At 46.9% G+C, this 23,625-nt stretch carries 21 protein-coding genes and 1 pseudogene; 17 read left to right on the top strand and 5 right to left on the bottom strand.

Going from position 1 to position 23,625, the window contains the following annotated elements:
• The 4 genes from KJB30_RS01400 to KJB30_RS01385 all read right to left on the bottom strand — a co-directional run bounded on the left by KJB30_RS01400 (window position 1) and on the right by KJB30_RS01385 (window position 4,488).
• Window positions 1-1,113 (bottom strand): class II glutamine amidotransferase, encoded by a 1,113-nt coding sequence (locus KJB30_RS01400; RefSeq protein ID WP_214296131.1) that lies wholly within the window; start codon window positions 1,111-1,113, stop codon window positions 1-3.
• An 84-nt stretch (window positions 1,114-1,197) separates the two neighbouring features.
• Window positions 1,198-2,508, bottom strand: coding sequence for an NAD(P)/FAD-dependent oxidoreductase (locus KJB30_RS01395; protein ID WP_214296130.1), 1,311 nt, complete (start codon window positions 2,506-2,508; stop codon window positions 1,198-1,200).
• The gene (locus KJB30_RS01390; protein WP_214296129.1) at window positions 2,505-2,954 is read right to left on the bottom strand and encodes a 4Fe-4S dicluster domain-containing protein; all 450 of its coding nucleotides are present in this window, start codon (window positions 2,952-2,954) and stop codon (window positions 2,505-2,507) included. The genes KJB30_RS01395 and KJB30_RS01390 overlap by 4 nt, the downstream gene beginning before the upstream one ends.
• A gap of 4 nt (window positions 2,955-2,958) precedes the next feature.
• The gene (locus KJB30_RS01385; RefSeq protein ID WP_214296128.1) at window positions 2,959-4,488 is read right to left on the bottom strand and encodes a glutamate synthase-related protein; all 1,530 of its coding nucleotides are present in this window, start codon (window positions 4,486-4,488) and stop codon (window positions 2,959-2,961) included.
• Window positions 4,489-4,970: 482 nt separating this feature from the next.
• On the opposite strand from KJB30_RS01385, the gene KJB30_RS01380 reads away from it, so the two are divergent.
• The 9 genes from KJB30_RS01380 to KJB30_RS01340 all read left to right on the top strand — a co-directional run bounded on the left by KJB30_RS01380 (window position 4,971) and on the right by KJB30_RS01340 (window position 14,116).
• Window positions 4,971-6,626 (top strand): AMP-binding protein, encoded by a 1,656-nt coding sequence (locus tag KJB30_RS01380; protein ID WP_214296127.1) that lies wholly within the window; start codon window positions 4,971-4,973, stop codon window positions 6,624-6,626.
• A 15-nt stretch (window positions 6,627-6,641) separates the two neighbouring features.
• On the top strand, window positions 6,642-6,791 hold the full coding sequence (locus tag KJB30_RS01375; protein ID WP_214296126.1) for a hypothetical protein: 150 nt from the start codon (window positions 6,642-6,644) through the stop codon (window positions 6,789-6,791).
• Between the two features lie 17 nt (window positions 6,792-6,808).
• On the top strand, window positions 6,809-8,005 hold the full coding sequence (locus KJB30_RS01370; RefSeq protein ID WP_214296125.1) for a M24 family metallopeptidase: 1,197 nt from the start codon (window positions 6,809-6,811) through the stop codon (window positions 8,003-8,005).
• 256 nt (window positions 8,006-8,261) lie between these two features.
• Window positions 8,262-9,590, top strand: a complete 1,329-nt coding sequence (locus tag KJB30_RS01365; RefSeq protein WP_214296124.1) for a citrate (Si)-synthase — start codon at window positions 8,262-8,264, stop codon at window positions 9,588-9,590.
• 151 nt (window positions 9,591-9,741) lie between these two features.
• Window positions 9,742-10,320, top strand: coding sequence for a rubrerythrin (gene rbr / locus KJB30_RS01360; protein WP_214296123.1), 579 nt, complete (start codon window positions 9,742-9,744; stop codon window positions 10,318-10,320).
• A gap of 56 nt (window positions 10,321-10,376) precedes the next feature.
• Window positions 10,377-10,757: a desulfoferrodoxin gene (locus KJB30_RS01355; RefSeq protein WP_214296122.1), complete on the top strand. Its 381-nt coding sequence runs from the start codon at window positions 10,377-10,379 to the stop codon at window positions 10,755-10,757.
• 160 nt (window positions 10,758-10,917) lie between these two features.
• The gene (lptF, locus tag KJB30_RS01350) at window positions 10,918-12,066 is read left to right on the top strand and encodes an LPS export ABC transporter permease LptF (RefSeq protein WP_214296121.1); all 1,149 of its coding nucleotides are present in this window, start codon (window positions 10,918-10,920) and stop codon (window positions 12,064-12,066) included.
• Between the two features lies 1 nt (window position 12,067).
• The gene (gene lptG, locus KJB30_RS01345; protein ID WP_214296120.1) at window positions 12,068-13,147 is read left to right on the top strand and encodes an LPS export ABC transporter permease LptG; all 1,080 of its coding nucleotides are present in this window, start codon (window positions 12,068-12,070) and stop codon (window positions 13,145-13,147) included.
• Window positions 13,148-13,240: 93 nt separating this feature from the next.
• Window positions 13,241-14,116 (top strand): IPT/TIG domain-containing protein, encoded by an 876-nt coding sequence (locus KJB30_RS01340; protein WP_214296119.1) that lies wholly within the window; start codon window positions 13,241-13,243, stop codon window positions 14,114-14,116.
• A gap of 68 nt (window positions 14,117-14,184) precedes the next feature.
• On the opposite strand, the gene eno is transcribed toward KJB30_RS01340, so the two are convergent.
• Entirely contained in the window at window positions 14,185-15,474 is a 1,290-nt protein-coding gene (gene eno / locus KJB30_RS01335) for a phosphopyruvate hydratase (protein WP_214296118.1), read from the bottom strand.
• A 216-nt stretch (window positions 15,475-15,690) separates the two neighbouring features.
• Here eno and KJB30_RS01330 point away from each other — a divergent pair, with 216 nt between their 5' ends.
• The 8 genes and pseudogenes from KJB30_RS01330 (at window position 15,691) to KJB30_RS01295 (ending at window position 23,622) form a co-directional block, all read left to right on the top strand.
• Window positions 15,691-16,905, top strand: coding sequence for an efflux RND transporter periplasmic adaptor subunit (locus tag KJB30_RS01330; RefSeq protein WP_214296117.1), 1,215 nt, complete (start codon window positions 15,691-15,693; stop codon window positions 16,903-16,905).
• Between the two features lie 4 nt (window positions 16,906-16,909).
• Window positions 16,910-17,611: an ABC transporter ATP-binding protein gene (locus KJB30_RS01325; protein ID WP_214296116.1), complete on the top strand. Its 702-nt coding sequence runs from the start codon at window positions 16,910-16,912 to the stop codon at window positions 17,609-17,611.
• Window positions 17,598-18,755 (top strand): ABC transporter permease, encoded by a 1,158-nt coding sequence (locus tag KJB30_RS01320; RefSeq protein ID WP_214296115.1) that lies wholly within the window; start codon window positions 17,598-17,600, stop codon window positions 18,753-18,755. Before KJB30_RS01325 ends, KJB30_RS01320 begins: the two co-directional genes overlap by 14 nt.
• A gap of 29 nt (window positions 18,756-18,784) precedes the next feature.
• Entirely contained in the window at window positions 18,785-20,161 is a 1,377-nt protein-coding gene (locus KJB30_RS01315; protein WP_214296114.1) for a sigma-54-dependent transcriptional regulator, read from the top strand.
• Window positions 20,162-20,382: 221 nt separating this feature from the next.
• A pseudogene (locus KJB30_RS18610) lies at window positions 20,383-20,467 on the top strand (type IV pilin protein); the annotation flags it as partial.
• Window positions 20,468-20,611: 144 nt separating this feature from the next.
• Window positions 20,612-20,971, top strand: a complete 360-nt coding sequence (locus KJB30_RS01305; protein WP_214296112.1) for a hypothetical protein — start codon at window positions 20,612-20,614, stop codon at window positions 20,969-20,971.
• A 132-nt stretch (window positions 20,972-21,103) separates the two neighbouring features.
• Window positions 21,104-22,789 carry a tetratricopeptide repeat protein gene (locus tag KJB30_RS01300; RefSeq protein WP_214296111.1) on the top strand — a complete coding sequence of 562 codons (1,686 nt, stop codon included), beginning with the start codon at window positions 21,104-21,106 and terminating at the stop codon, window positions 22,787-22,789.
• A gap of 41 nt (window positions 22,790-22,830) precedes the next feature.
• Entirely contained in the window at window positions 22,831-23,622 is a 792-nt protein-coding gene (locus KJB30_RS01295; protein WP_214296110.1) for an ABC transporter permease, read from the top strand.
• Window positions 23,623-23,625: the final 3 nt, after the last annotated feature.

The raw sequence follows: 23,625 nt of genomic DNA, 5'->3' as shown, positions 1-23,625 counted from the left end.
TTAGACGTTACCTTCAACCATAGTAATGACCGGCTCTCCACCGCGTGGGGACCATATTCTGGATGGATTCGGACAGATTTCACGTATGGCGGATTCTTCTGATGCCATATAGACGAAATCTTCATATTCCGCGCATACCAGGGGGCGCAGCTTGACCCGGTCATTAAGTCCGATCAGTCCCTGATTGCTCGCAAACAGAATGGCAAAGGGGCCATTCAGCAAGCCGCTGCCATATACCTGGCGTATGGCGGTGAGAAGTTCACGCTCATTGTTCGGCATCTGATCGATTAACTCCCAGAATGGAGGTGCAAGTGCAGTACATGCCAGAGAAGCAGGAAGGCCATGCTTGCGGATCAGAAGGTCAAGCATGTAGGCAACAACCTCGGTGTCGGTCAGCATTGTGCAGAGATATCCATACATTTCAAGATAGCGTTTGTTTATGCCATAGGAGGATATTTCGCCATTGTGAACGATGGACCAATCCAGAAGGGTGAAAGGGTGAGCACCTCCCCACCAACCAGGAGTATTGGTGGGAAAACGATTGTGGGCTGTCCAGATATGGCCGCTATATTCTTCTAGGCGAAAAAAATCAGCTATGTCTTCGGGAAAACCAACCCCTTTAAAAGCTCCCATGTTTTTTCCGGAAGAAACGACAAAAGCTCCCTCTATTTCATGGTTAATCGCCATGACATGACGAACAATCATATCCTCTTCAGTTAGTCCCTGATATTCAATGGCCTCACGAAATTCATCCGTCGCCAGTGGCTTAGCAAAGTAGCGTTTGAATACAGGAGGATTTGCGATTGCTTTTGTGCGACGCGTAGGAATGTCTTCCTGTTGCTCTATATGGAAATTAGATTCCAGATATTCCTCGGTGAGCTGTTGGGCCATGGTGTTTTCATACATCACATGGAAAGCATACAGTTCCTTATATTCCGGATAAATGCCATAGGCGCCAAAGCCGCCCCCCAAGCCGTTTCCACGGTCGTGCATCAGCGCTATTGACTTGATAATGACTTCTCCACCAACGCGTGTGCCTTTTTTAGATATGAAACCGGTGAGGCCGCAGTTGGAGATATCTTTTTGAAAATGATGAGTTGCATGTGGTTTCATTGGTTCTTCCTCGGAGGAGTTCTGTAGGGGATTAATCCCCCGCAACGCCGGTAATAAGGCGACCTGAAGATCGCCCCTGCATCTCTAGTGTCCAGTCGCCATGGCAGGTATGTCTTTGTTCACGCTCTTGCCAAGGGGGGAAAAAAGTGTGTCTCTTATTTCCCGTGAAAGATTGACGAACCCGAAATCAGGAAGCAATAGGCTTTCTTTAAACAATTTCATGTCTATTTTCTCTTTTATCAAACCAGAAAAAATGCCTGCACGATCAACGTTGCCGACGAGAACGGCACCCACCAAAAGATTGTTTTTAAGAACTATTTTTCTGTACTGGTAATTTTGAATATCCTGAAAAGAATGGATTTCAAATTCACTTGGGTCTGCTGGATTGGTGATACCCATTGAGATGGTGGATACTTTGAAGAATTCAATGGAGTTCATGGCAAGACCACCAGCATATGTCTTTGCACCGCCAGCCATGGCGGTGCCGGCGATATCGCCCTGAATATAGGCGTCAGGCCAGATAGGCATCGGATTTTTCTGCTCGCTAAAAAAATCAGCTGCTTCGGCCACATCGCCTGCTGCAAATACATCTTTTGCGGAGGTAGCCATTGTATTGTCAACAACAATGCCACGCTTGATCTCTATATTGCTTTCCTTAAGAAAGCCTGCGGCGGGGCGAACACCAATTGCAACTATGACGGTATCGCAAGGGATGAAATCACCTGACTTAAGGGTAACTCCCGTGATTTCTGTTCCTTCACCTTCAATGCGGACAACAGTATCCTCAGTGATTACATCGATTCCATTTGCCTTCATCTTGCGAGCTACAATCTTGCCGGCCGGACGATCAAAAGCTGATGATAGAACTCTGTCAGCCAATTCAATAACAGTTACACTTTTGTTGAGCAGATTAAGCCCTTCGGCTGCTTTCAGACCGATCAATCCACCACCGATTACCACGGCATGGTTGATGTCTTGAGAAATGACTTTCAGTTTGGCGGCATCGTCCCACGTGGTAAAGGTAAAAATACGATCCTTGTCAGCTATTCCTTCAATAGGAGGTACAAAAGGGTCTCCCCCTGTGGCCAGGAGCAATCTGTCATAAGCAATGGTGTCCCCACCAACCAGTTTTACTTTTCTGGAATCAGTATCTACCCCGATGACTTCAGAATTAAGCAGAAGATTGATGCGGTGCCTGCTGTAAAATTCATCAGGCAGATAAGACATCCGTTTTTCATTGATCAGGCCACCCAGCAGATAGGATATAAGTGGTCTGCCATAGGCATTGTGCTTTTCCCTGGAGATGACTGTAATATTGCCTTGCTGGTCCAGGGCGCGTATGGCTCGAATTGCACCAACCGCTGCAACAGAATTTCCGACGATTACATAATTCATTTCTGGCTTCCCTCCCTGTAAACAAGAGCCCTATTAGGGCATGCATCCACACAGGCTGGTGTTTCACGATCCGGACAGAGGTCACACTTGTTGGCCTTTTTACTGGCTAAATTCCGCTGTATTGCTCCATAGGGGCAGGCCATGACACAGGACCAACAACCAACGCACTGTTCTCTATCAAGACGAACAACACCTTCGGAGTCTTTCTGAATGGCCCCAGAGATACAGGCCTGCAGGCAGTCCGGTTCATCACAGTGCCGGCAGGTTGTTGAGAGGGAGGTAATTCCGCCATTCAATTCTTCAACAGTGCAGCGGGATATTGGGCGTTCTTTCTCATGCATAAACGCCTTGACAGGATCTTTCGATAATGAATGTTCAGTTATGCAGCCGATCTCACATAGGTGACAACCGATACAGGCATCTTCAATGGAATAGATTCGTTTCATGTTGTTACTCTCCGGCGGGCATGACGCCCAGCAAGTACATATCCTTTTCACTCAGACCGACGGCACGCAGCTTGTAACGGTTGCCGCGTAGTGATTCCAGAGCGTTGAGTCCCATGCCTCCTAGGATCTCTTTCATCTCGTGACCCCAAGCATGCACCAGGTTTACCAACTTTTCCGCAGCCAGTTCCGGATTGACCCGTTTGGCCAGATAAGGGTTGTTGGTGGTGATGCCCCAGGGGCACTTGCCGGTATAGCAACGCTGACAGAGCGTGCAGCCCATGGCCAATAGTGTTGATGTACCCATGTTGATGGCATCTGCACCCAAAGCGATAGCCTTGATGGCATCGCCGGAGGATCGTACCCCTCCGCCCACCACGATGGAAACCTGGTTGCGAATTCCTTCATCACGAAGACGTGAATCTACTGCTGCAAGTGCCAGTTCCATGGGAATACCGACATTGTCACGGATAACTTGGGGAGCTGCACCAGTGCCGCCGCGGAAGCCGTCAATGGTAATGATATCGGCTCCGGCCCGGGCAACACCCGATGCGATAGCAGCAATGTGGTGAACAGCCGCTATTTTTACAGAAACCGGTTTAGTATAGTTGGTGGCTTCTTTAAGTGCATAGATCAGCTGACGCAAGTCTTCTATGGAGTAAATATCATGATGCGGCGCGGGTGAAATTGCGTCTGACCCAAAAGGTATCATGCGGGTCTCTGATATTTGGTCATCGACCTTTTCACCTGGAAGGTGTCCACCAATACCCGGTTTTGCGCCCTGGCCAATTTTAATTTCGATACCGACGCCGGCATTAAGATACTGCTCGCTAACGCCAAAGCGGCCCGAGGCTACTTGTACAATGACATTTTTCCCATATCGATAAAGGTCTTTGTGCAGTCCCCCTTCACCTGTATTGTATATGGTGCCCAGTTCTTCTGCTGCAGCTGCCATGGCACGATGACAGTTCAGGTTCAGCGCACCATAGCTCATTGCCGAAAATATAAACGGATATTCCAGCTTAAGCTGGGGAGTCAGTTTGGTTTTCAGGCTGGGTTTGCCGGTCGTCTTGTCATAGACTACTTCGATGTTGTCAGGTTTTTTACCCAAATAGGTGCGTAGTTCCATCGGCTCTCGCAGCGGATCTATAGATGGATTGGTCACCTGTGAGGCATCAAGCAATAGATGGTCCCAATAAATTGGGTACTTGGCTGGATTTCCCATGGCAGCCAGTAAAATACCGCCTGAATCTGCCTGTGCATATACATTACGAATGTGCGCCGTAGACCAGGATTCATTCTTTTTAAAGGCTTCCTGGTTAAGGTGGATGCTGATGGCTCCCGTAGGGCAGAGCGCTGAACAGCGACGGCATCCAATGCAGAGAGTGTGATCTTCGGTAAGGCAATCTTCAGATTCAATGTAGCGATGCACATCGTATGCACATTGGCGGACGCATACTTTGCACCGGATGCATGTTGTATCTTTTCGCTCTACAATGAATTCATTGAAGGATTCGTTCACGGATTTATAAAGCACTCTGAACCTCCTCCGGTGTGTCCGGTTCCTGAAGCTTCTGCCTTATTTGCAGAGCTCGTGATTTCAACTTCCGGTTTTCTTAGCAACCCCCGTGCCGAAATAATTTTTCCTTAAAAAACACTTATACTATCTCTATTTAATCTTTTTTATTCAAGGGGTTACGTGCTTCCTTTCTACTGTATTTCTCGCCTTATACCTTGTTTCAGATTATGTGTGATTAATGATGTATAAATGTGAGTGGTGCGGTTACTCTCTATTTGTGTAAAAGGTTTCTCCTGGTGGAGATGTATGGGGTAGTTACAAATTGGCAGTGTTGTTCGTAGCAAGGTGGTTACTTGGTTTTTGCTGAAGAACCCTTTATATTTCCGTATGATTTTGCCTGCTTTTGCTTGACATCCATAGGTGTCTATGGTAAGTGAACCCACTTTTAAATCAATACTTTAGAGTATTTTACCATTATATATAATGAACAAGGAGCAGCCATGTCCCAGCTAACTTTTACCGTCGGAGGTCTTCTGGACCGGATGGCAGAGCGTTTCCCAGAAACCGAGGCCTTGGTCTACCATGAACGCGGGCTACGCTATACCTATCGGCAATTAAACGATGTCTGCCGCACTGTCGCCAAAGGTCTTTTGGCTATGGGAGTTAAAAAGGGAGATCATTTATCAATCTGGGCATATAACGTTCCAGAATGGGTTGTCCTGCAATTTGCAACTGCCAAAATCGGTGCTGTTCTTGTTACAGTTAACACAAGTTATAAATCTGCAGAGCTTGAGTACATTTTGCAGCAATCAGATTCCACCTCGCTTTTCTTGGTAAGGTCTTTCAAAGATTCTGATTATATAAAGACCCTATGTGACGTCATTCCCGAGCTTCCGAAGAGTGAAGCTGGAAAACTGGACGTGCCGAAATTGCCGTTTCTAAAAAATGTGTTCTTCATAGGGAATGAAACACCGGCAGGCATGTTCAATTTCGATAGAATTCTCGAACGCGGTAAGGATGTATGCGACAATGATCTTGCCTCTGTTGAAGCAACACTTGATTGCCATGATACCATCAATATGCAGTATACTTCTGGGACTACCGGGTTCCCGAAAGGGGTGATGCTCACCCACTACAACTTGATTAATAACGGTTTCTATATCGGTGAATGCATGAAATTTACTGAAAGAGATCGTCTTTGTATACCTGTTCCCTTCTTTCACTGTTTTGGAAGCGTCCTTGGTGTTCTAGCCTGTGTTACACATGCTTCCACGATGGTCCCTCTTGAAATTTTCAATCCCCTCCAGGTACTTCAAACTGTGGAAAAAGAAAAATGTACGGCATTGCATGGTGTCCCAACAATGTTTATTGCTGAGCTTGAACATCCTGAATTCAACAGCTTTGATCTGACCTCTTTACGCACAGGCATTATGGCCGGCTCTGTCTGCCCTATTGAGATTATGAAACGTGTTGTAAAGGATATGCACATAACTGAAATAACCAGCGTGTATGGACAGACGGAATCGTCTCCCGGTATTACGCAAACCCGCACGGAGGATTCTATCGAATTAAGGGTCGCCACTGTTGGTCGTGCTCTCCCAGGGGCTGAGGTAAAAATAATTGATATTGAAAGCGGTGCAGCACTGCCTCCTGGGAAGCAAGGGGAGTTGTGTGCTCGCGGATACATGGTTATGAAGGGTTATTATAAAATGCCTGAAGAAACTGCGAGGGTCATTGATGTTGATGGATGGTTGCATACCGGCGATCTTGCCATAATGGATGAAAACGGTTATTGCAAGATAACAGGCCGCATCAAACAGATGATCATCCGCGGTGGGGAAAATATTTACCCAAAGGAAATAGAAGAGTTTCTTTATACACACCCTAAAATTTCAGATGTCCAGATATACGGTGTTCCAGACCGTAAATTTGGAGAAGAGGTCATGGCAGCCATAATTCTTAAAAAAGATTCTGATATGACAGAAGAAGAAGTCAGAGCCTTCTGCCGAGGTAAAATTGCCAATTATAAGATTCCTCGTTATGTACGTTTTGTTGACTCCTATCCCATGACAGCCAGCGGTAAGATCCAGAAGTTCAAGATGCGGGAAATGGCCATCAAGGAACTGCAACTTGAAGATGATGGCTTTACAGCCTGAGAGTGAGAGATATAAATGATCCTGCAAAAAATTCTTGCCTTCATTTTTCTGCTTTTTGCACTTTGTTTTGTCGCCATTATTATTGAGGAATCTTTCCTGGGAGGACGGCGGCGGCGCAGACTGGAGCTTCAAAGACGACAGAAAGCTGAAGCAGAACAGAAGTAAATACAGGAAGGAATAAGATGCGCCTGACACCAGCCACCGAACTTGAATATCGTTGCAGCACCTTGCAGAAATACATGATAGAGGCCTCTATTGATGCTGTCATCATCATTCAGAATGCTGACCTCTTTTATTTCACAGGTACCATACAAAGCGGCAATCTCTACATACCCGCCCAAGGCCAGCCCCTATACATGGTGCGCAAAGATTGGGGCAGGGCACGGATGGAATCCGGCCTGAGGGACGTTGTACCGTTCAGGTCAATGAAGGACATACCAGGCGTATTGGCCGATCATGGTTATGCAGTGCCGCAGAGGATAGGATTTGAACTGGATGTTTTGCCGGTTAATTTCTTTGATCGTTATAGGCAGGTTTTTTCTGAAGCCGAGTATGTCGATGCAACACCGCTCATCCGAAAGGTCCGGATGATCAAGTCTCACTATGAGATTCACCTTATGCAAGATGCGGCTGATCAGGTCGACAAGGTTTACCGGCGGGTGCATGAAGTGCTTAGAGTCGGTATGACTGATCTGGATTTAGCCGCCGAGCTGGAGTTCATCGCCCGGAAAAACGGGCATCAGGGATTAGTGCGTATGCGAGGATTTAACTCCGAGTTGCTCTTTGGCCATGTTTTCTCCGGTACGGACAGTGCTGTCCCGTCATACTCCGACACACCTTTAGGCGGTTTGGGTTGCACTCCTTCTTTTGGTCAGGGGGCTGGCTTAAAGCGTATTGAGGCAAATGAACCGTTAATTGTTGATTTTGCAGGATGTGTTGATGGCTACCTTGTTGACCAAACCCGGGTTTTTGCAATTGGCGGGCTTTCTGAGCGCCTCTGTAAAGGGTATGATGACATGCTGAAGGTTCAGGAACGCATGAAGGAGCTTGTTCAACCTGGCACACCGTGGGGAGTAGTTTATGATGAGTGTCTGAGTCTTGCAGAGCGAATGGGATATGCTGACGCTTTTATGGGGGGTAGCGGGTCCCAGGTTTCATTTATCGGACATGGATTGGGAATTGAAATTGATGAGTATCCTTTCATAGCTCGAGGTTTTCATTCAATGACACTGGAAGTAGGTATGGCTTTCGCTTTTGAGCCCAAACTGGTTTTTCCCGGTGAAGGTGCCGTAGGGATTGAAAATACCTTTTATATCAGTAATGAAGGATTGAAGCAGTTGACTCATTCAAATGAAAAAATATCAATTCTAATGCCGTAAATCCCTTAAAATTTTTGTTGCATTTTATTGTCGGTGCCGATATAACTACGACAGAAATTGTATACAGTATCCTATAAAATATTTTTTTATTGTGGTAAACTATTGTTCAAATGTGTTTTTAGGAGTCGTTATACTTTTTGTGAACGCGGCGCAAAGAGAGGCGATTCAGGTTTGGAAGCATTGATGAGCAACGGCAGTCAGGAGCGGTATCAGCGTTTATCTCAGTACAACCCCACAACGAAAGGAGAGTACCCAGATGGCATTGAAAGACACACTGAAGCAGAAGATTGAGGCACATCGTCCCCGTACTACCCGTCTGACCAAAGAATTCGGTAAAGTCATCATTGATCAGGTTACAATTGACCAGTGCATTGGTGGCGCTCGCGACATTCGCAGTCTTGTGACCGATATCTCTTATCTTGATCCTCAGGAAGGCATCCGCTTCCGTGGAAAAACAATTCCCGAAACTTTCGAGGCTCTGCCCAAAGCCGCCAATTCAAAATACCCGACAGTCGAATCCTTCTGGTATTTCTTGCTCACCGGCGATGTTCCAACCCAGGAGCAGGTTGATGAAGTTGTTGCCGAGTGGAAAACCCGTCAGCAGGTGCCTCAGTATGTTTTTGACGCCATCCGTGCTCTTCCGCGTGACAGTCACCCGATGGTAATGCTTTCCGTCGGCATTATGGCAATGCAGAAGGACTCAAAGTTTGCCGCTTTTTATAACTCCGGCAAGTTCAACAAGATGGTCGCATGGGAATCCGTCTATGAGGACGCTTCAGACATCGTTGCCAGAATCCCGGTTGTAGCTGCTTTCATTTACAATCTCAAATTCCGTGGCGACAAGCAGATCCCTATCGATCCCAAACTGGACATGGGTGCCAACTTTGCCCAGATGATCGGCCAGTGCGAAGAGTACAAAGATGTTGCCCGCATGTACTTCATTCTTCACTCTGACCATGAGTCTGGTAACGTTTCGGCTCACACAACTCATCTTGTTCACTCGGCTCTTTCCGATCCTTACTATGCATACTCCGCCGGCCTCAACGGTCTGGCCGGTCCGCTGCATGGTCTTGCCAACCAGGAAGTTCTCGACTGGACTATCAAGTTCCAGGAGAAATACTGCAAGGATGTTGAGCCCACTAAAGAACTCATCACCAAGGCTCTCTGGGATACTCTCAATGCCGGCCAGGTAGTACCGGGTTATGGCCACGCTGTTCTTCGCAAAACCGACCCACGTTATATGTCACAGCGTGAGTTCTGCCTCAACACCCCCGGCCTCAAGGATGATCCGCTGTTCAAGCTTGTTGCCATGATTTTTGAAGTTGCTCCGGTCGTTCTGACTGAGCACGGTAAAACCAAAAACCCCTGGCCGAACGTTGATGCGCAGTCCGGCGTTATTCAGTGGTACTATGGTCTCAAAGAGTGGGATTTCTACACTGTTCTTTTTGGAGTAGGTCGCGCCCTCGGTTGTATGGCCAACATCACTTGGGACCGCGGTCTGGGATATGCCATTGAGCGTCCCAAGTCCGTTACAACTGCAATGCTTGAGAAATGGGCTGAAGAAGGTGGCCGCAAGCTCGCTTAAATTCGGTTTTAAGTTTGTTTTATAAAAAATGGGAGTGCATTTTTGCACTCCCATTTTTTTGTGCTTGATAAAAAAAAATGTACCGGCTATAAAAAGACCAGTTTTGTCGTGTTTGTAGTTTCAAACTCAATTGCAAAAGGAGTTGTGTTAAGTGAGTGCATCAATTAAAGGAACCAGAACAGAGCAGAACCTTCTTAAGTCATTTGCCGGAGAGAGCCAGGCACGTAACCGCTACACCTACTTTGCCGCTGCTGCCCGTAAAGAGTGTTATGTACAAATTGCCGATATTTTTGAAGAGACAGCTAATCAAGAAAAAGAACATGCCAAGCGCTTCTTCAAATTTTTAGAGGGTGGGGAGGTGGAGATCACAGCTTGTTTTCCTGCGGGTAAGGTGGGAACTACTGCTGAGAATCTGCTCGCTGCAGCCAATGGTGAATATGAAGAACATTCCAATCTGTATCCTTCTTTTGCCGCTGTAGCCAAGGAGGAAGGCTTTCCAGCCATAGCTGCCGTCTGGACTGCCATTTCTGTTGCCGAGAAACAGCATGAAAAGCGGTACCTGGATTTGTTGTCAAATATTCAGAACAACCGTGTCTTCTCACGAGAAGAAGAGGTTGTTTGGCGCTGCCGAAATTGTGGATATCTTCATGCCGGATCCACTGCTCCAGAGTTGTGCGCTGCCTGTGCACACCCGCAGGCCCATTTTGAGCTTCTGGGAGAAAATTGGTGATTCACTGCCGGTCTGGTGCTAATACCAGATCGCTTATTATTTAAAGGAGGGATGATATGACGAGATTGCTGGAAGTTTACAAATGTAATTTGTGTGGCAACGTTGTTGAGACAATTCATGCAGGTGGAGGAGAATTAGTCTGCTGCGATCAACCTATGGCTTTACTGACAGAAAACACTGTAGATGCAGCTAAAGAAAAACATGTTCCGGTTATAGAGATAGGTAACGGAATCGTAACTGTAACAGTTGGAAGCGTGGCCCATCCTATGGAAGAGAAACATTATATTGAGTGGATTGAACTAGTAGCTGATGGAAAAGCTTATCGTCAATTCCTCAATCCAGGAGACGCTCCAAAAGCTATTTTCAATGTTTCTGGTACTTCCTTTACGGCTCGAGAACTGTGCAACTTACACGGGCAGTGGTCTGCTCAGGCCTAGGTTTTGTGTTTTATCAACAAAAAAGCCCACCGGAGTATCGGCGGGCTTTTTTGTTGGTGCATTGTTTGAAAAGTAATTATCTATAGGTTTCACTGTGATATGGTGCAAAGGAGTTGCCCTGTCTTTACAGTCCTCCGATGCTCATGTATGATCTCCCCCTATGAAACGAATCTTGAACCTTTACATAATCCGCGAAATTTCATCACTCTTTCTGCTCGGTATCACAGTATTCACTCTGATTCTATTGATGGGAAGGCTGATAAAGCTGACTGATCTCGTTATTGCTCGTGGAGTGCCTTTTACTGAGGTGTTCCTTATGATTACCTATCTTATGCCTTCTTTCTTGGTCTTTACCATTCCCATGGCATTTCTGCTGTCCGTGCTACTCGCATTTGGGCGCCTGTCGAGTGATAATGAAATTACAGTCATGAAATCAGGAGGCATAAGCTTAACCCAGCTTTTGCCTCCGGTTATAGTTTCTGGACTTGTAGCCGCCTTGATTTCACTGACTGCCGGAGTTGTCGGTGTCCCTTGGGGGAATACTGCTTTTAAGCGTCTGAGCCTTGAAGTACTGAAACAGAATGTAGCGGTAACAATTCGGGAAAAAATTTTCTGGGATGATATTCCTGGTATTATTCTCTACACAGACCACTATGACGAAGAACACCATACGCTACAAGGGGTAATTATCCATGATGGACGCGATCCTCAGCGTCCTTTGACCATCTTTGCCAAAGAAGGCACGGTAGGAAGCTTTTCTGATCAAAATGGTCTGAATCTTGTGCTTAACCAGGGGAGTATTCATTCATCCGGCAAAAACAACGAATATCGCCTTGTAAATTTTGGAGAATATATAATGACGGTGTTTTCTCCTCACAATAAGGATGATCTCAATTTGAATCAGTTGGACATGAGCGTTTCTCAATTGAAAGAAAATATTAATAACCCTGCTACCCCACCTCAAAAACGTTTTGCTATGGGTGCAGAACTCCACAGTCGTTTTGCCTTGCCGTTCGCTTCAATCGTATTTGCTATACTTGCTGTTCCGCTTGGAATGCAGAATGGCAGAACAGGAAAATCTGCCGGGTTTACCGTCAGTATATCAATACTGCTTGCTTACTATCTGCTGTTGTCACTTATGCGCACTTTTGCAGAACGAGGGATTCTCCCGCCATTGGTGGCTCTCTGGGTTCCAAACCTGATGTTTCTCTCCTTGGGGTGCTATCTATTGAGAATGGCATCAACAGAGAAGAAGATTCCTCTTCCTACTGCAAATATGTTTCTGCGAATCTTCCGCAAACCTTCCTGACATGAATATTCTCAGTAAATATACTGCTTTGGCTTGGGTACGATTACTCGCCATTTGCATGGGAAGCTTCATGTCCATTTATATTGTATTGGACATGATGGAACGAATACCGAGGTTTCTTCGTGCGGGAGGTATGCTCTTTGATATTCTGCGGTACTTTTTCTTTAAATTGCCAGATATGGTTGGGCAGGCGGCTCCGTTTTCCATTCTTATGGCAACGCTTTTGACTCTCGGATTGCTGTCCCGCAACAGCGAGATCATTGCCATGCGCAGCTGCGGGATAAGTCTTCTGCGTATTTCTATGCCGATGTTGTGGCTGGGACTTGTGGCCAGCCTTCTACTTCTGATCAATGCAGAACTGCTTGTCCCATCAAGTTCTGAACGTATGGACAAAATAGAACGAATTGATATTAAGAAACAGGGAGCTAATGCAGTATTCAAGCGAAATAACATCTGGTTCCGATCAGATAATTTAATTCTGCAGTCCCAGCTTTTCGACCCTCAGGAAAGAGTGCTGAAAGGCGTTGTGATCTGGAATCTCGACAGCAATATGAATCCTGTCAGCCGTATCGATGCCGAAGCGGCAGCCTTCCAAAATGATCACTGGATGTTACAAAAACCGGTGATAAAAAAATTCAATACTAGTTTGGGTTTTGATACTAGTTCTATGCCATCAATGGCTATTACGCTTAATCTCAAGATGGATGACTTGCGCCTCATGGATAAGAATGCCGATAACTTCAGTTACCTTAAATTGAAAAGCTATGCTGAGAATCTCGAAAAAAGTGGGTACGAGGCCTATCGATATCGAACCATGATGCATGGTAAATTGTCCGAACCATTTGCAGCTTTTGTCATGGTTTTGCTAGGTATTCCCTTTGCACTGCGCAACAGTCGTTCCGGGGGTATCGCCCTTGGCGTTGGCTCCAGCATTGCTATTGGTTTTATCTATTTCGTTATTAATGCCATTCTTTTGTCCTACGGGCGCAGTGGTGTTCTCTCACCGATTGTTGCTGCCTGGGGAACAAATCTCATTTTTATTCTGGGAGGGGTATGGTTGGCTATGACAATAAAGAATTAGCGTTAGGGAACACAGCAATGACGCATATCAAAATTGATCATGGGAGGTTGCATGCGTTCAAAGGTCACACTGTTTCTATCGGTTTTTTGTCTGGTGATAACAACAACAGTTGCTTTTTCTGCAGAGCGGCCTAAAAGGGTCAAAGCCGAGACACCATCGGTGCCAACTCCTCCTCCAATTAATATCCTCAGCATTATTCCGGCACAAGCTGAACCGGGCGCGCGGGTAATGATGTTTGGTTCAGGGTTTGGAGACAGAATCAGCGCGTTCCTTGGAAGTACTGAGGTTCCAGCCAGAACAGTTGATGGTAAGCAGGCGGAGTTCATAATTCCACAGCAGCTTGAGCCGGGTCTCTATGCGCTTTATCTTCAACGTGCTGATGGTGTTGTCGGTCGTGCCTATAATTTTACGGTTTTGCCTCTGCGGCCCGTGCTCATTTCCTTGACTCCCGAGAAAATAGGTTCCTGTAACCAAGGAAGAGAACGAGAAGTTTCAGCTCAAGGTCGCAACTTCTCTGAGCGCTCACAGCTTTTCTTTGATGGGGCTGTGATTCCAAGCAACCTCGTTTCACCGGAAACTCTTGTTTTCAGCGTGCCGAATGTACCCGGCGGCATTCATCAAGTAATGGTCAAAAATTCACTTGATAATTCATCAGTACCTTTGGCTCTTTCAATTGAGACTAGGCCGGAAATCAATCAGATAGCCGTTGGTAACGAATACGTGAATTATTACGAACTGAACATTACTGGGAAAAACTTCAATCAAAATTCCTCGATTTACGTTGATGGGATGCAGATTGGCGGTCGTGGTGGTCAGGATATTGCTGAGAGGGAGAGGCTGATTTATGTCGACTGCACACGGCTTGTTTACCAACGCCATCCCTATTCACCTGTGAACAAGGATTTTCGAGTTCAAATCGTAAATCAGGGGGGGGAGGGGAGCCAGGTGGTCAATGTAACAGCACCGTAGGTGATATCTTAGATGGTTTTATGGTTGTTTAAAGCAGGGGCACGGCACGTCGTACCCCTGCTTTTACTTTACTTTTTCACGTTATAAAACACTTCATGTCCTTTAAAGAGTGCACAGTTGTCGAGTTCATCCTCAATGCGCAACAGCTGGTTGTATTTTGCAACGCGATCGGTGCGGCAGAGTGAGCCGGTTTTGATCTGCCCTGCATTGACAGCTACAGCTAGGTCAGCCAGAGTGGTGTCTTCGGTTTCTCCTGAACGATGGGAGATAACCGTGGTGTAACCGGCGCGTTTGGCCATTTCTATGGCTTCCAGGGTTTCTGTCAGTGTGCCGATCTGATTGAGCTTGATCAGGATTGAATTGGCGATGCCCTGTTTTATACCTTCCCGGAGGATGGCAGGGTTGGTGACGAACAGGTCGTCTCCCACAATCTGAATGCGTTTGCCCAGACGTTCTGTCAGTTTTTTCCATCCATCCCAGTCGTTTTCAGCCATGCCGTCTTCAATCGAGATGATCGGGTACTTGTTAACCAAATTCTCGTAGAAATCCACCATCTCATCAGCGGTCTTGACCTTCTGTGCCTCGTTCTCCAAAGTATACTTGCCATCCTTGAAGAGTTCCGATGATGCAACGTCCAGTGCCAGCAACACATCTTCACCTGGTCTGTAACCGGCCTTTACAATGGCTTCAACAATCACTTCCAGAGCTTCTTCGTTGGATTTGAGGTCTGGGGCAAAACCACCTTCATCGCCAACGGCTGTATTGTATCCTTTGGACTTGAGAACAGACTTGAGGGCATGGAATATTTCGGCACCCATGCGCAGCGCCTCGGCAAAATTCCTTGCACCGGCCGGCATGATCATGAATTCCTGGATATCTACGTTGTTATCAGCATGGGCGCCGCCATTGATTATGTTCATCATTGGCAGAGGCAACTCACGTGCTCCGGCGCCGCCGATATATTTATAAAGAGGCAATCCGGCTTCATCCGCGGCAGCTTTTGCAATGGCTAGGGATACACCCAGAATGGCGTTTGCCCCAAGCTTGCTTTTGTACTCTGTTCCGTCCATTTCAAGCATTTTCATATCGATGCCGACCTGATCGTCCGCTTCCATACCAATAAGTTCGTCGGCAATGACATCGTTTACATTGTCGACAGCTTTCAAAACGCCTTTGCCAAGGTAGCGTGATTTATCGCCATCACGCAATTCAAGTGCTTCACGCTCGCCAGTGGAAGCACCTGAGGGAACCGCAGCACGTCCAAAGGCACCTGATTCAAGGAATACTTCAACTTCCAGGGTCGGATTGCCGCGTGAATCAAGAATTTCTCTGGCATAAACATCAACAATTTCACTCATTACTGCCCCCTTGCATGGAAAATTTATTATGAAGATAGTGAACATCTCCATGAAGCAAAACTGATTATATATATCATACTAAAAAGCAAAAAAACAGGTGTGACTCAAAAAACTGTTTCAGTTGATCTCATGCTGGATAAGGCTTAGCTCCACAGTACTTCACTTATTTGTGTAATAATGGTATGAAATTTCGAAACTTAATCTCTGGAGTAAAGCATGACACAGGATCCGCTGAGTAAGCTCAGCATAGATAAATCCAGTCAGATGGTCAAAAAAGGTCCCGTCAGAAAGTGGCATCGCATTTCCGTTATTCTCGCTGTCATTCTGGTTCTCGTGCTCGTGGTCGCTTTCTTTAAAGGTAGAAAAGTTGCAATTGAAACTACTTCAGTGGTGCAGGTATACCCTACTCAGTCTTTCACCCTGCTCAATGCCAGTGGATACGTAGTTGCACAGCGCAAGGCTGCTGTCGCTTCCAAACTCACTGGACGGTTGGAGTGGCTGGGAGTCGAGGAAGGGAGCAGGGTTACTGCCGGACAGGTTATCGCTCGCCTTGAAAACAAGGATTTGCAGGCTGCGGTCCGCCAGGGAGAGGCAGCGGTATCCAATGCCAGGGCCGGCCTGGAGCAGGCCAGGGCTGAAGAGGGAGATGCTTCACTTGCCTTCGGGCGTCAGCGTGAACTGCTTCGACAGGGAATCATTGCGAAAGCCGAATTTGATACTGCAGAGGCCCGCTTTAAACGTGCACGGGCTGCCGTTAGCGGTGCAGAAGCCGCGGTGCGTAATTCCAGTGCGGCATTGTCAGGTGCCAGGGTTAACTATGACTATACGCTTATCCGAGCCCCGTTTGATGCGGTGGTCCTGACCAAAAATGCGGATGCCGGGGATATTATCACTCCGCTTGGTGCTGCCGCAAATGCCAAGGCTGCCGTATTTACCATAGCCGACATGGATTCATTGCAGGTGGAGGCGGATGTCTCCGAGGCTAATCTGGGAGTCGTATATAAGGGCCAACCCTGCGAAATTTTGCTCGATGCACTTCCAAAGTCGCGCTTCCGGGGAGAGGTTCATACGGTTGTCCCGACCGCAGACAGAACGAAAGCTTCTGTGATGGTCAAGGTACGCTTTCTTGACAAGGATCCGAAGATCTTACCGGAAATGAGCGCAAAAGTAGCTTTCCTTGAGCGGCCAGCCAGTCCAGAAGAACAGAAACCCAGGATTGCTATTGCTCCGGCCGCAATCGTGCGCGTTGAGGATCGAGAAGGTGTTTTTCGCGTGAACGATGAGATCGTTACCTTTGTGCCGGTTAAACGGGGAGCACGGCTAGGCGAACTGGTGGAAGTAAGTGGCGTTGCTTCGGGAGACAAGGTTGCACTCAGGCCGCTGGAGAAGCTGAAAAATGGTTCCCGCATTTCCTTGCCGGAGAAGAAATAACTTCATGTCTGATCCCACACCACAACCAAGCATCGTTTCCTTACGCAATGTTTCGAAAGTTTACCGCCGGGGGATGCAGTCTCTGGTCGTGCTGGAAAGCATCTCTTTTGATATTGTCAAAGGTGAATTCCTGGCCCTGATGGGACCCTCGGGATCCGGCAAGAGTACTCTTCTCAACCTTATTGCCGGTATTGATACTGTAGACGGTGGTACCATTTCAGTTGATGGCATTGATATAGCCACCCTAAGTGAAAGTGATCTTGCCCGCTGGCGCTCCGCCCATGTCGGTTTCATCTTCCAGTTTTACAACCTGATTCCCGTCCTGACAGCCTTTGAAAACGTCGAGCTGCCCCTGCTGCTGACATCTCTTTCGCGGAAAGAACGAAAGGAACATGTGGAGACGGCACTATTAGTGGTCGGCCTGGCAGACCGTATGGAGCATTACCCCTCGCAGCTTTCGGGGGGGCAACAGCAGCGGGTGGCCATTGCTCGTGCCATTGTCACAGATCCAACCATTATCGTAGCAGACGAACCGACAGGGGACCTTGACCGCGTTTCCGCCCAGGAAATCCTCGATCTGCTTGATCGCCTCAATGCAGACTCGGGCAAAACTATCATCATGGTGACCCATGATCCGCGTGCGGCTGAAAAGGCTCACGTCATCAGACACCTTGACAAGGGCGAACTGCAAGATGTTCATCCTTAAGCTGCTTGTAAAAAATGCTTTGCGGCATCGTCTGCGCACACTTCTTACCATAATGGGCATCACTATCGCCCTGCTTTCATTCGGCCTATTAAGGACAGTGGTTACTGCCTGGTATGCCGGTGTCAATGCCTCGTCCGCTAATCGCCTTGTAACCCGCAACTCCATATCGCTGGTGTTTTCTCTTCCTGTTTCCTATACTGAACGGATAAAAAAAGTGGAAGGGATCAAGGGTATTTCCTATGCCAGCTGGTTTGGTGGGATCTACATCAACGAAAAGAATTTCTTCCCGAATTTCGCGATTGAGCCAAGCAGCTATTTTGATCAGTATCCCGAATTCGTACTGCCTGCTGACCAGAAGAAAGCCTTTATCAATGATCGCAAAGGTTGTGTGGCAGGGCGCAGGCTTGCCGAGCGTTATGGCTGGAAGATCGGGGATAACATTACCCTGAAAGGCACTATCTATCCGGGGAACTGGGAGTTCGTCCTGCGCGGCATCTATGAAGGTGCTGATAAATCCACAGATGAAGGGCAGTTTTTCTTTCACTGGAACTACCTCAATGAAACGTTGAGAAAAACTGTGCCCCGCAGGGCTGATCAGGCAGGGGTATTCATCATCAGCGTGAAAAATCCTCAAGTAGCTGCAGAAACATCCCTGGCAGTTGATGCTCTTTTCAAAAATTCTCTTGCCGAAACGCTTACCGAGACTGAAAAAGCCTTTCAGCTCAGCTTTGTTTCCATGACCGAAGCGATTGTTATAGCCATTCAGATAGTCTCCTTCGTGGTCATTTTTATCATCATGGCAGTGGTAGCCAATACCATGGCCATGACAGCGCGTGAACGCATAGGAGAATATGCCATATTCAAAGCCATGGGCTTCCGTTCCTGGCATATTGCCGGAATTATCTTCGGTGAATCCTTGTGTATCACCATGGCGGGATGCATTCTCGGCAGTGCACTGACCTATCCTGTTGCATGGAAGTTCGGGCAGGTTATGGAAAGATTTTTCCCTATTTTTCACGTTGACAACAACACGCTGCTCCTGGATCTGCTTTTTTCCCTGCTGATTGGAATTGTAGCCGCAGTTTTTCCTGCCTGGCGTGCCATCAACATAAAAATTGCCGACGGATTGCGCCGGATAGGATAGGCATCAAAGCATATGGTGAAGGAGTTCACATGAAAGCAAGAGTTCTGGTGGTTGATGATGAATTGAGTATGCGTGAGTTCCTCACCATCCTGCTGGAAATGGAGGGATATCAGGCATTATCAGCCGCCAATGCCGAACAGGCCTTGAAACTGCTCAGCGATGATCTGTTTGACCTGATAATTTCCGATGTGCAGATGCCGGGACTGAACGGCATTGAGCTGCTGGCTCGTGTCAAGGCCATGTCACCGGATACCGCCGTGCTGATGATGACCGCTTTTTCCGCTGCCGAGCAGGCTGTTGAAGCCATGAAATTGGGAGCATATGACTACATAGCCAAACCCTTTAAGGTTGACGAGATCAAGGTTCTTATTCGCAATGCCCTGGAGAAGACCACCTTGAAGCGGGAAAACACTGTCCTCAAACAGACTGTGCTCCAACGGGATAGCTTCTACGGGATAATCGGCAGCAGCCCCAGAATGAGAGAGATATTTTCTCTAATTCAAAAGGTGGCACCCAGCAGCAGTTCGGTCATGATTCTGGGGGAGAGCGGCACCGGCAAAGAGTTGGTTGCTCGCGCCATTCACAATTGCAGCCCTCGCAGCAAGAAAACATTTGTAGCGGTCAACTGCGGAGCAATTCCCGAATCGCTGATGGAGAGTGAATTGTTCGGCCACAAGAAAGGTGCCTTCACCGGAGCGGTCGGTGACCGGCCCGGGCTCTTCGAACAGGCGGAAGGAGGTACTCTCTTTCTGGACGAGATCGGCGAGTTGCCGCTGCTGATGCAGACAAAGCTGCTGCGCGTACTGCAGGAGCGGGAGTTCCGCAGGGTGGGGGGCACCCAGGTACATAAATGCGATGTGCGCATCCTGACAGCATCCAACCGCGACCTGCAGGGTCAGGTAAAGGAAGGAACCTTTCGCGAAGACCTGTTCTACCGCATCAACGTTGTGCAGATTATGCTGCCCCCTCTGCGGGAGCGGATTGAAGACATTCCCCAGCTTCTGGAAAGCTTCTTCAAGAAATTCACCTCAGCACAGCCAACAGGAGAAATCATCACCCCTACAGCCCTTAAGGCGCTGATGAATCACAGTTTCCCTGGAAATATCAGGGAGCTGGAAAATATAGTGGAACGCAGCCTGATCCTCGATTCAACATGTATTCTGGAGAAAAACTTGCCCGCCAACATTTTCAGTGGCAAGTCATACAGCGCCAGTGGAGGAGTGGAGATACCGGAAGAAGGACTCGCTCTTGAACCGCTGCTTGAGGATCTTGAAAAACAGTACCTGCTGAAGGCACTGGAGCGAACGCATGGGGCAAAGAAGAAGGCTGCAGAACTGCTGGGGATGTCGTTTCGCTCGTTTCGTTATAGGTTGGCAAAGTTTGGGTTGGATAGCGGGGATGAGTAGTGTCGTGTAGTGGAGTGACAAATTTCGTCAGTTATGCGCGACCATTTAGGGCATCATCTTTGGTGTGAATACGAGGATGAAAGGTAAAAAGCTGATTTTTTTATGATTTGGGTTCGTTGAAAAAGTGGCAGAGGAATTGCTCTAACCAATACACACATTCTGAATCTGTCAAGCTCCGCTAGGAGCACAACCAAGGAAAGGAGAAACACATGTTACAGAAAATGAGAAACAGAAAAGGTTTTACCCTGATCGAGCTGCTGATCGTTGTTGCGATCATCGGTATCCTGGCTGCCGTTGCCATCCCGCAGTTTTCATCCTATCGCGTTAAGGCTTACAACAGTGCTGCATCCAGTGATTTGAGGAACTTGAAAACAGGTTTAGAGGCCGCTTTTTCTGATAACCAGTATTATCCACAGCCGGGCGCATAAATAACTTAAGGAGAGGTGAGTCATGAAATATAAAATAATCGTTGTGTTTTCTTTTGTCCTACTTGGAGCAGGAACTGCTTTTGGTGCTGCTGGTAAAGTGCCTACAAAAACTGATGATGGCGGAACCAAGGATTTTACCTTCAAGCCATCCAACAATGTAACGGTTGCTTATTCGGTTGATGCCGGAACTTCTGCACAAAAATATGCTGTAGTAGCCAAGAATAAAGCGGGCAACAGATTTATTGGCTCCGGTAATGACAGTTCAAATCTTTATTTTATAGAATCTGCTGATTATGTCGGTAAGGATGCAACCGATACTGTGGCAACCACTGCCATTGGTACCGCTGGCGTTCTTACTTCCACGGGTTGGACATCACAATAATTTATTTTGTTTTACTTAGTACGGTACTAACTATGAGAGGGTATGTGATAAACATGCCCTCTTGTCGCTTGTACATAAAAATCGCAGTCTCCATTTTATGGACAGTCACCTTGTCGGGGTAATCATCCAGAAATGTCCAACAATAAAATTATTGATATTCTTGATAGTGCTGTGCTCCATAGTGCAATTATTGTCGTGATGGTTGTACTTTCCTACCTGAATACGCTGCATGTTGATTTTATTTCAGTTGACGATGTCAGCATTCTTGATTTTTTACAGACTAACGAAATATCGCTCCACTCACTCTTTTTGGGAGGGGGCGGAGATTATTTCAGACCTATTCCCTTTTTATCCTTTATTCTGGACCTGCAGCTATTTGGTCGTGACCCACTGGCCTTCCATGTAATGAATGCAGGTCTGCACCTCATTAACGCCTTGCTCGTCTATCTGTTTGCATTACAAACATTCAAACTTTCTTCGCTGCGGAAAACTGCTGCTTGTGTCGCTGCTCTGATATTTGCCCTGCATCCGGTGAATAGTGAGGCTGTCTTGTGGATGGCCGGTCGGACTGACCTTCTGTGCTGTACTTTTTTTCTTTTGGCGCTTCTTGTTGGCTTAAATGCCCAGGTTGATACCATCAAGGCAACAAGCGCTTTCTTCATCATGTTTCTCTGCTCACTCCTTTCAAAGGAAGCTTCGATTGCAACTGTGCTGATTTTACCGGTGTATTGCCAGCTTAATCGTTCGATCATATCACCTGAAAGAAGATATTCCCTGTATGGTGCCATGGCACTGGCAGCTGGGTTGTATCTAGCAATGCGCAACGGATTTCACCGGGGAGTGGATAGCGGCATCGGTAGGATTGTGGGGATCAGCGCTGCAAAGCCTTTCTACCATTTTGTGAGCGAGAGCTTTGCCGCGTTTGGTTTTTATATCAAAAAGCTTCTCTTCCCGTTGCCGCTTAATTTTGCGATTGTAACCATCAACACAAACCTCTATGTAGTCATCGGCATAATTGCAAGTATCACTTTGCTCTTTCTCTTTTGGAGAATCGTTTCCCTGCGTCTATCCCTGTTAATTACGGTATTCGGCCTTGCCCCCCCTCTGTTGGCTCTGCACGGAAAACTGCCATGGACACCATTTGCTGAACGCTACCTGTACCTTTCTTCGATAGGCATAGCGCTTGCTGTCGGAATTTGCCTGTCATGCTGTCGATCTGTACGGTTGCGGAGTCTGTTTTTTGCTCTTGTCCTTACATATGCTTGTATAACAATTAGCAGAGTAGTCCTATGGACTGATTCAAAAGCGTTCTGGTACGATATATTACAAAAATCACCTGAATTCCCCCGTAGTTATGTGGGGGTTGCTATCGAGTTGATTAAAGAAGCTAAATATGATGAGGCGCAACGTCTCTTGGAAAAATCCCTGGCAATGGGTTATGATACAGATTTTGTATGGAGTAATATGGCGGTCATTTGTCTGGCAAGGAGAGATTACGCAGGATATGAAACGGCTGCTGTTCGTGCCGCTCAGTTATCCAAGCAGCCAACAGCCAATTACATGGCCTTGGTTTATACTATTACAATGAATGCAGATAAATATGCCGATAAAGTTATACTGTATCGTAGGGTGGCCGGTTACTATTTAAAAGCCTTTGAAAGGGATCCCCACTATATAGATGGGCTGTACAACGCGGCAAAATCCTATTTGTATGTGAACGAAAACGAATTGGCGCAAAAATATTTCATGCAGTTTTTGGCAACTCCTGGGGAAACCATGTATAAACCATTCGCTAAGCGGTTGCTTGATAGTATGTAAACTGTTTCACAAGGTTATTACAAATTGAGGGCCATAAAAATATGAAGACAATCGTCGCTATAACATTGAAAGGCATTTTTCGAGATAAAGTGTTTCAGGGGATTATGGTAACAGCCCTGATGTTTCTGTTTATTCCGATCTTTGCCTCCCTATCCATGCGCCAGGTTACGGAGCTTACCATTACCCTGTCACTTTCCCTGATTTCATTCATTTTACTTTTATTATCGGTTTTTCTCGGTGGAACCTCGCTTTGGAAGGACATTGAACGGCGCTATACTTTTAGTGTTCTCGGTCTGCCGCTTTCTCGACGTAGCTATTTGTTGGGGAGGTTTGGCGGTACGGCCCTGTTTGTGATAATTGCAGCATCTGTGCTGGGGATTGCAGCTTTTTGCGTGGTCGCATATTCCTCCTCAATCTATCCATCCGATCGTCCGATTGTTTGGGGTTCAATGATTCTCTGCATCCTGTTTGATGCTCTGAAATATATCCTGCTGATTGCCTTTGCCTTCCTGTTATCGACTGTCAGTACGTCGTTTTTTTTGCCGGTTTTTGGAACGATTGCAATGTTTGTTACAGGCGGAGTTACACAGCAAGTTTACGAATATATTCATTCACCTGCTTCAAAAACACTTTCTCCATTTTTGAAACAGACCGCTACCGCTCTGTATTACATCATTCCCAACTTTGGAGCCTTTGACCTCAAGCTGTATGCTATTTACGGCCTGCCGTTACCGGCAAACGGCCTGTTAATGACCTCGGCATATTTTGTTGTTTATGTTGGACTATTGCTTTCAGTCTCTTCATCCATCTTTACGCGCCGCGAAATGAGGTAGAAG

It is taken from the genome of Pelotalea chapellei, from assembly GCF_018531195.1.
In the GTDB taxonomy this organism is placed as follows: Bacteria; Desulfobacterota; Desulfuromonadia; order Geobacterales; family Pseudopelobacteraceae; genus Pelotalea; species Pelotalea chapellei.
Note: the sequence above shows the minus strand (reverse complement) of the source record. Positions and strands in the feature narration are given on the sequence as shown.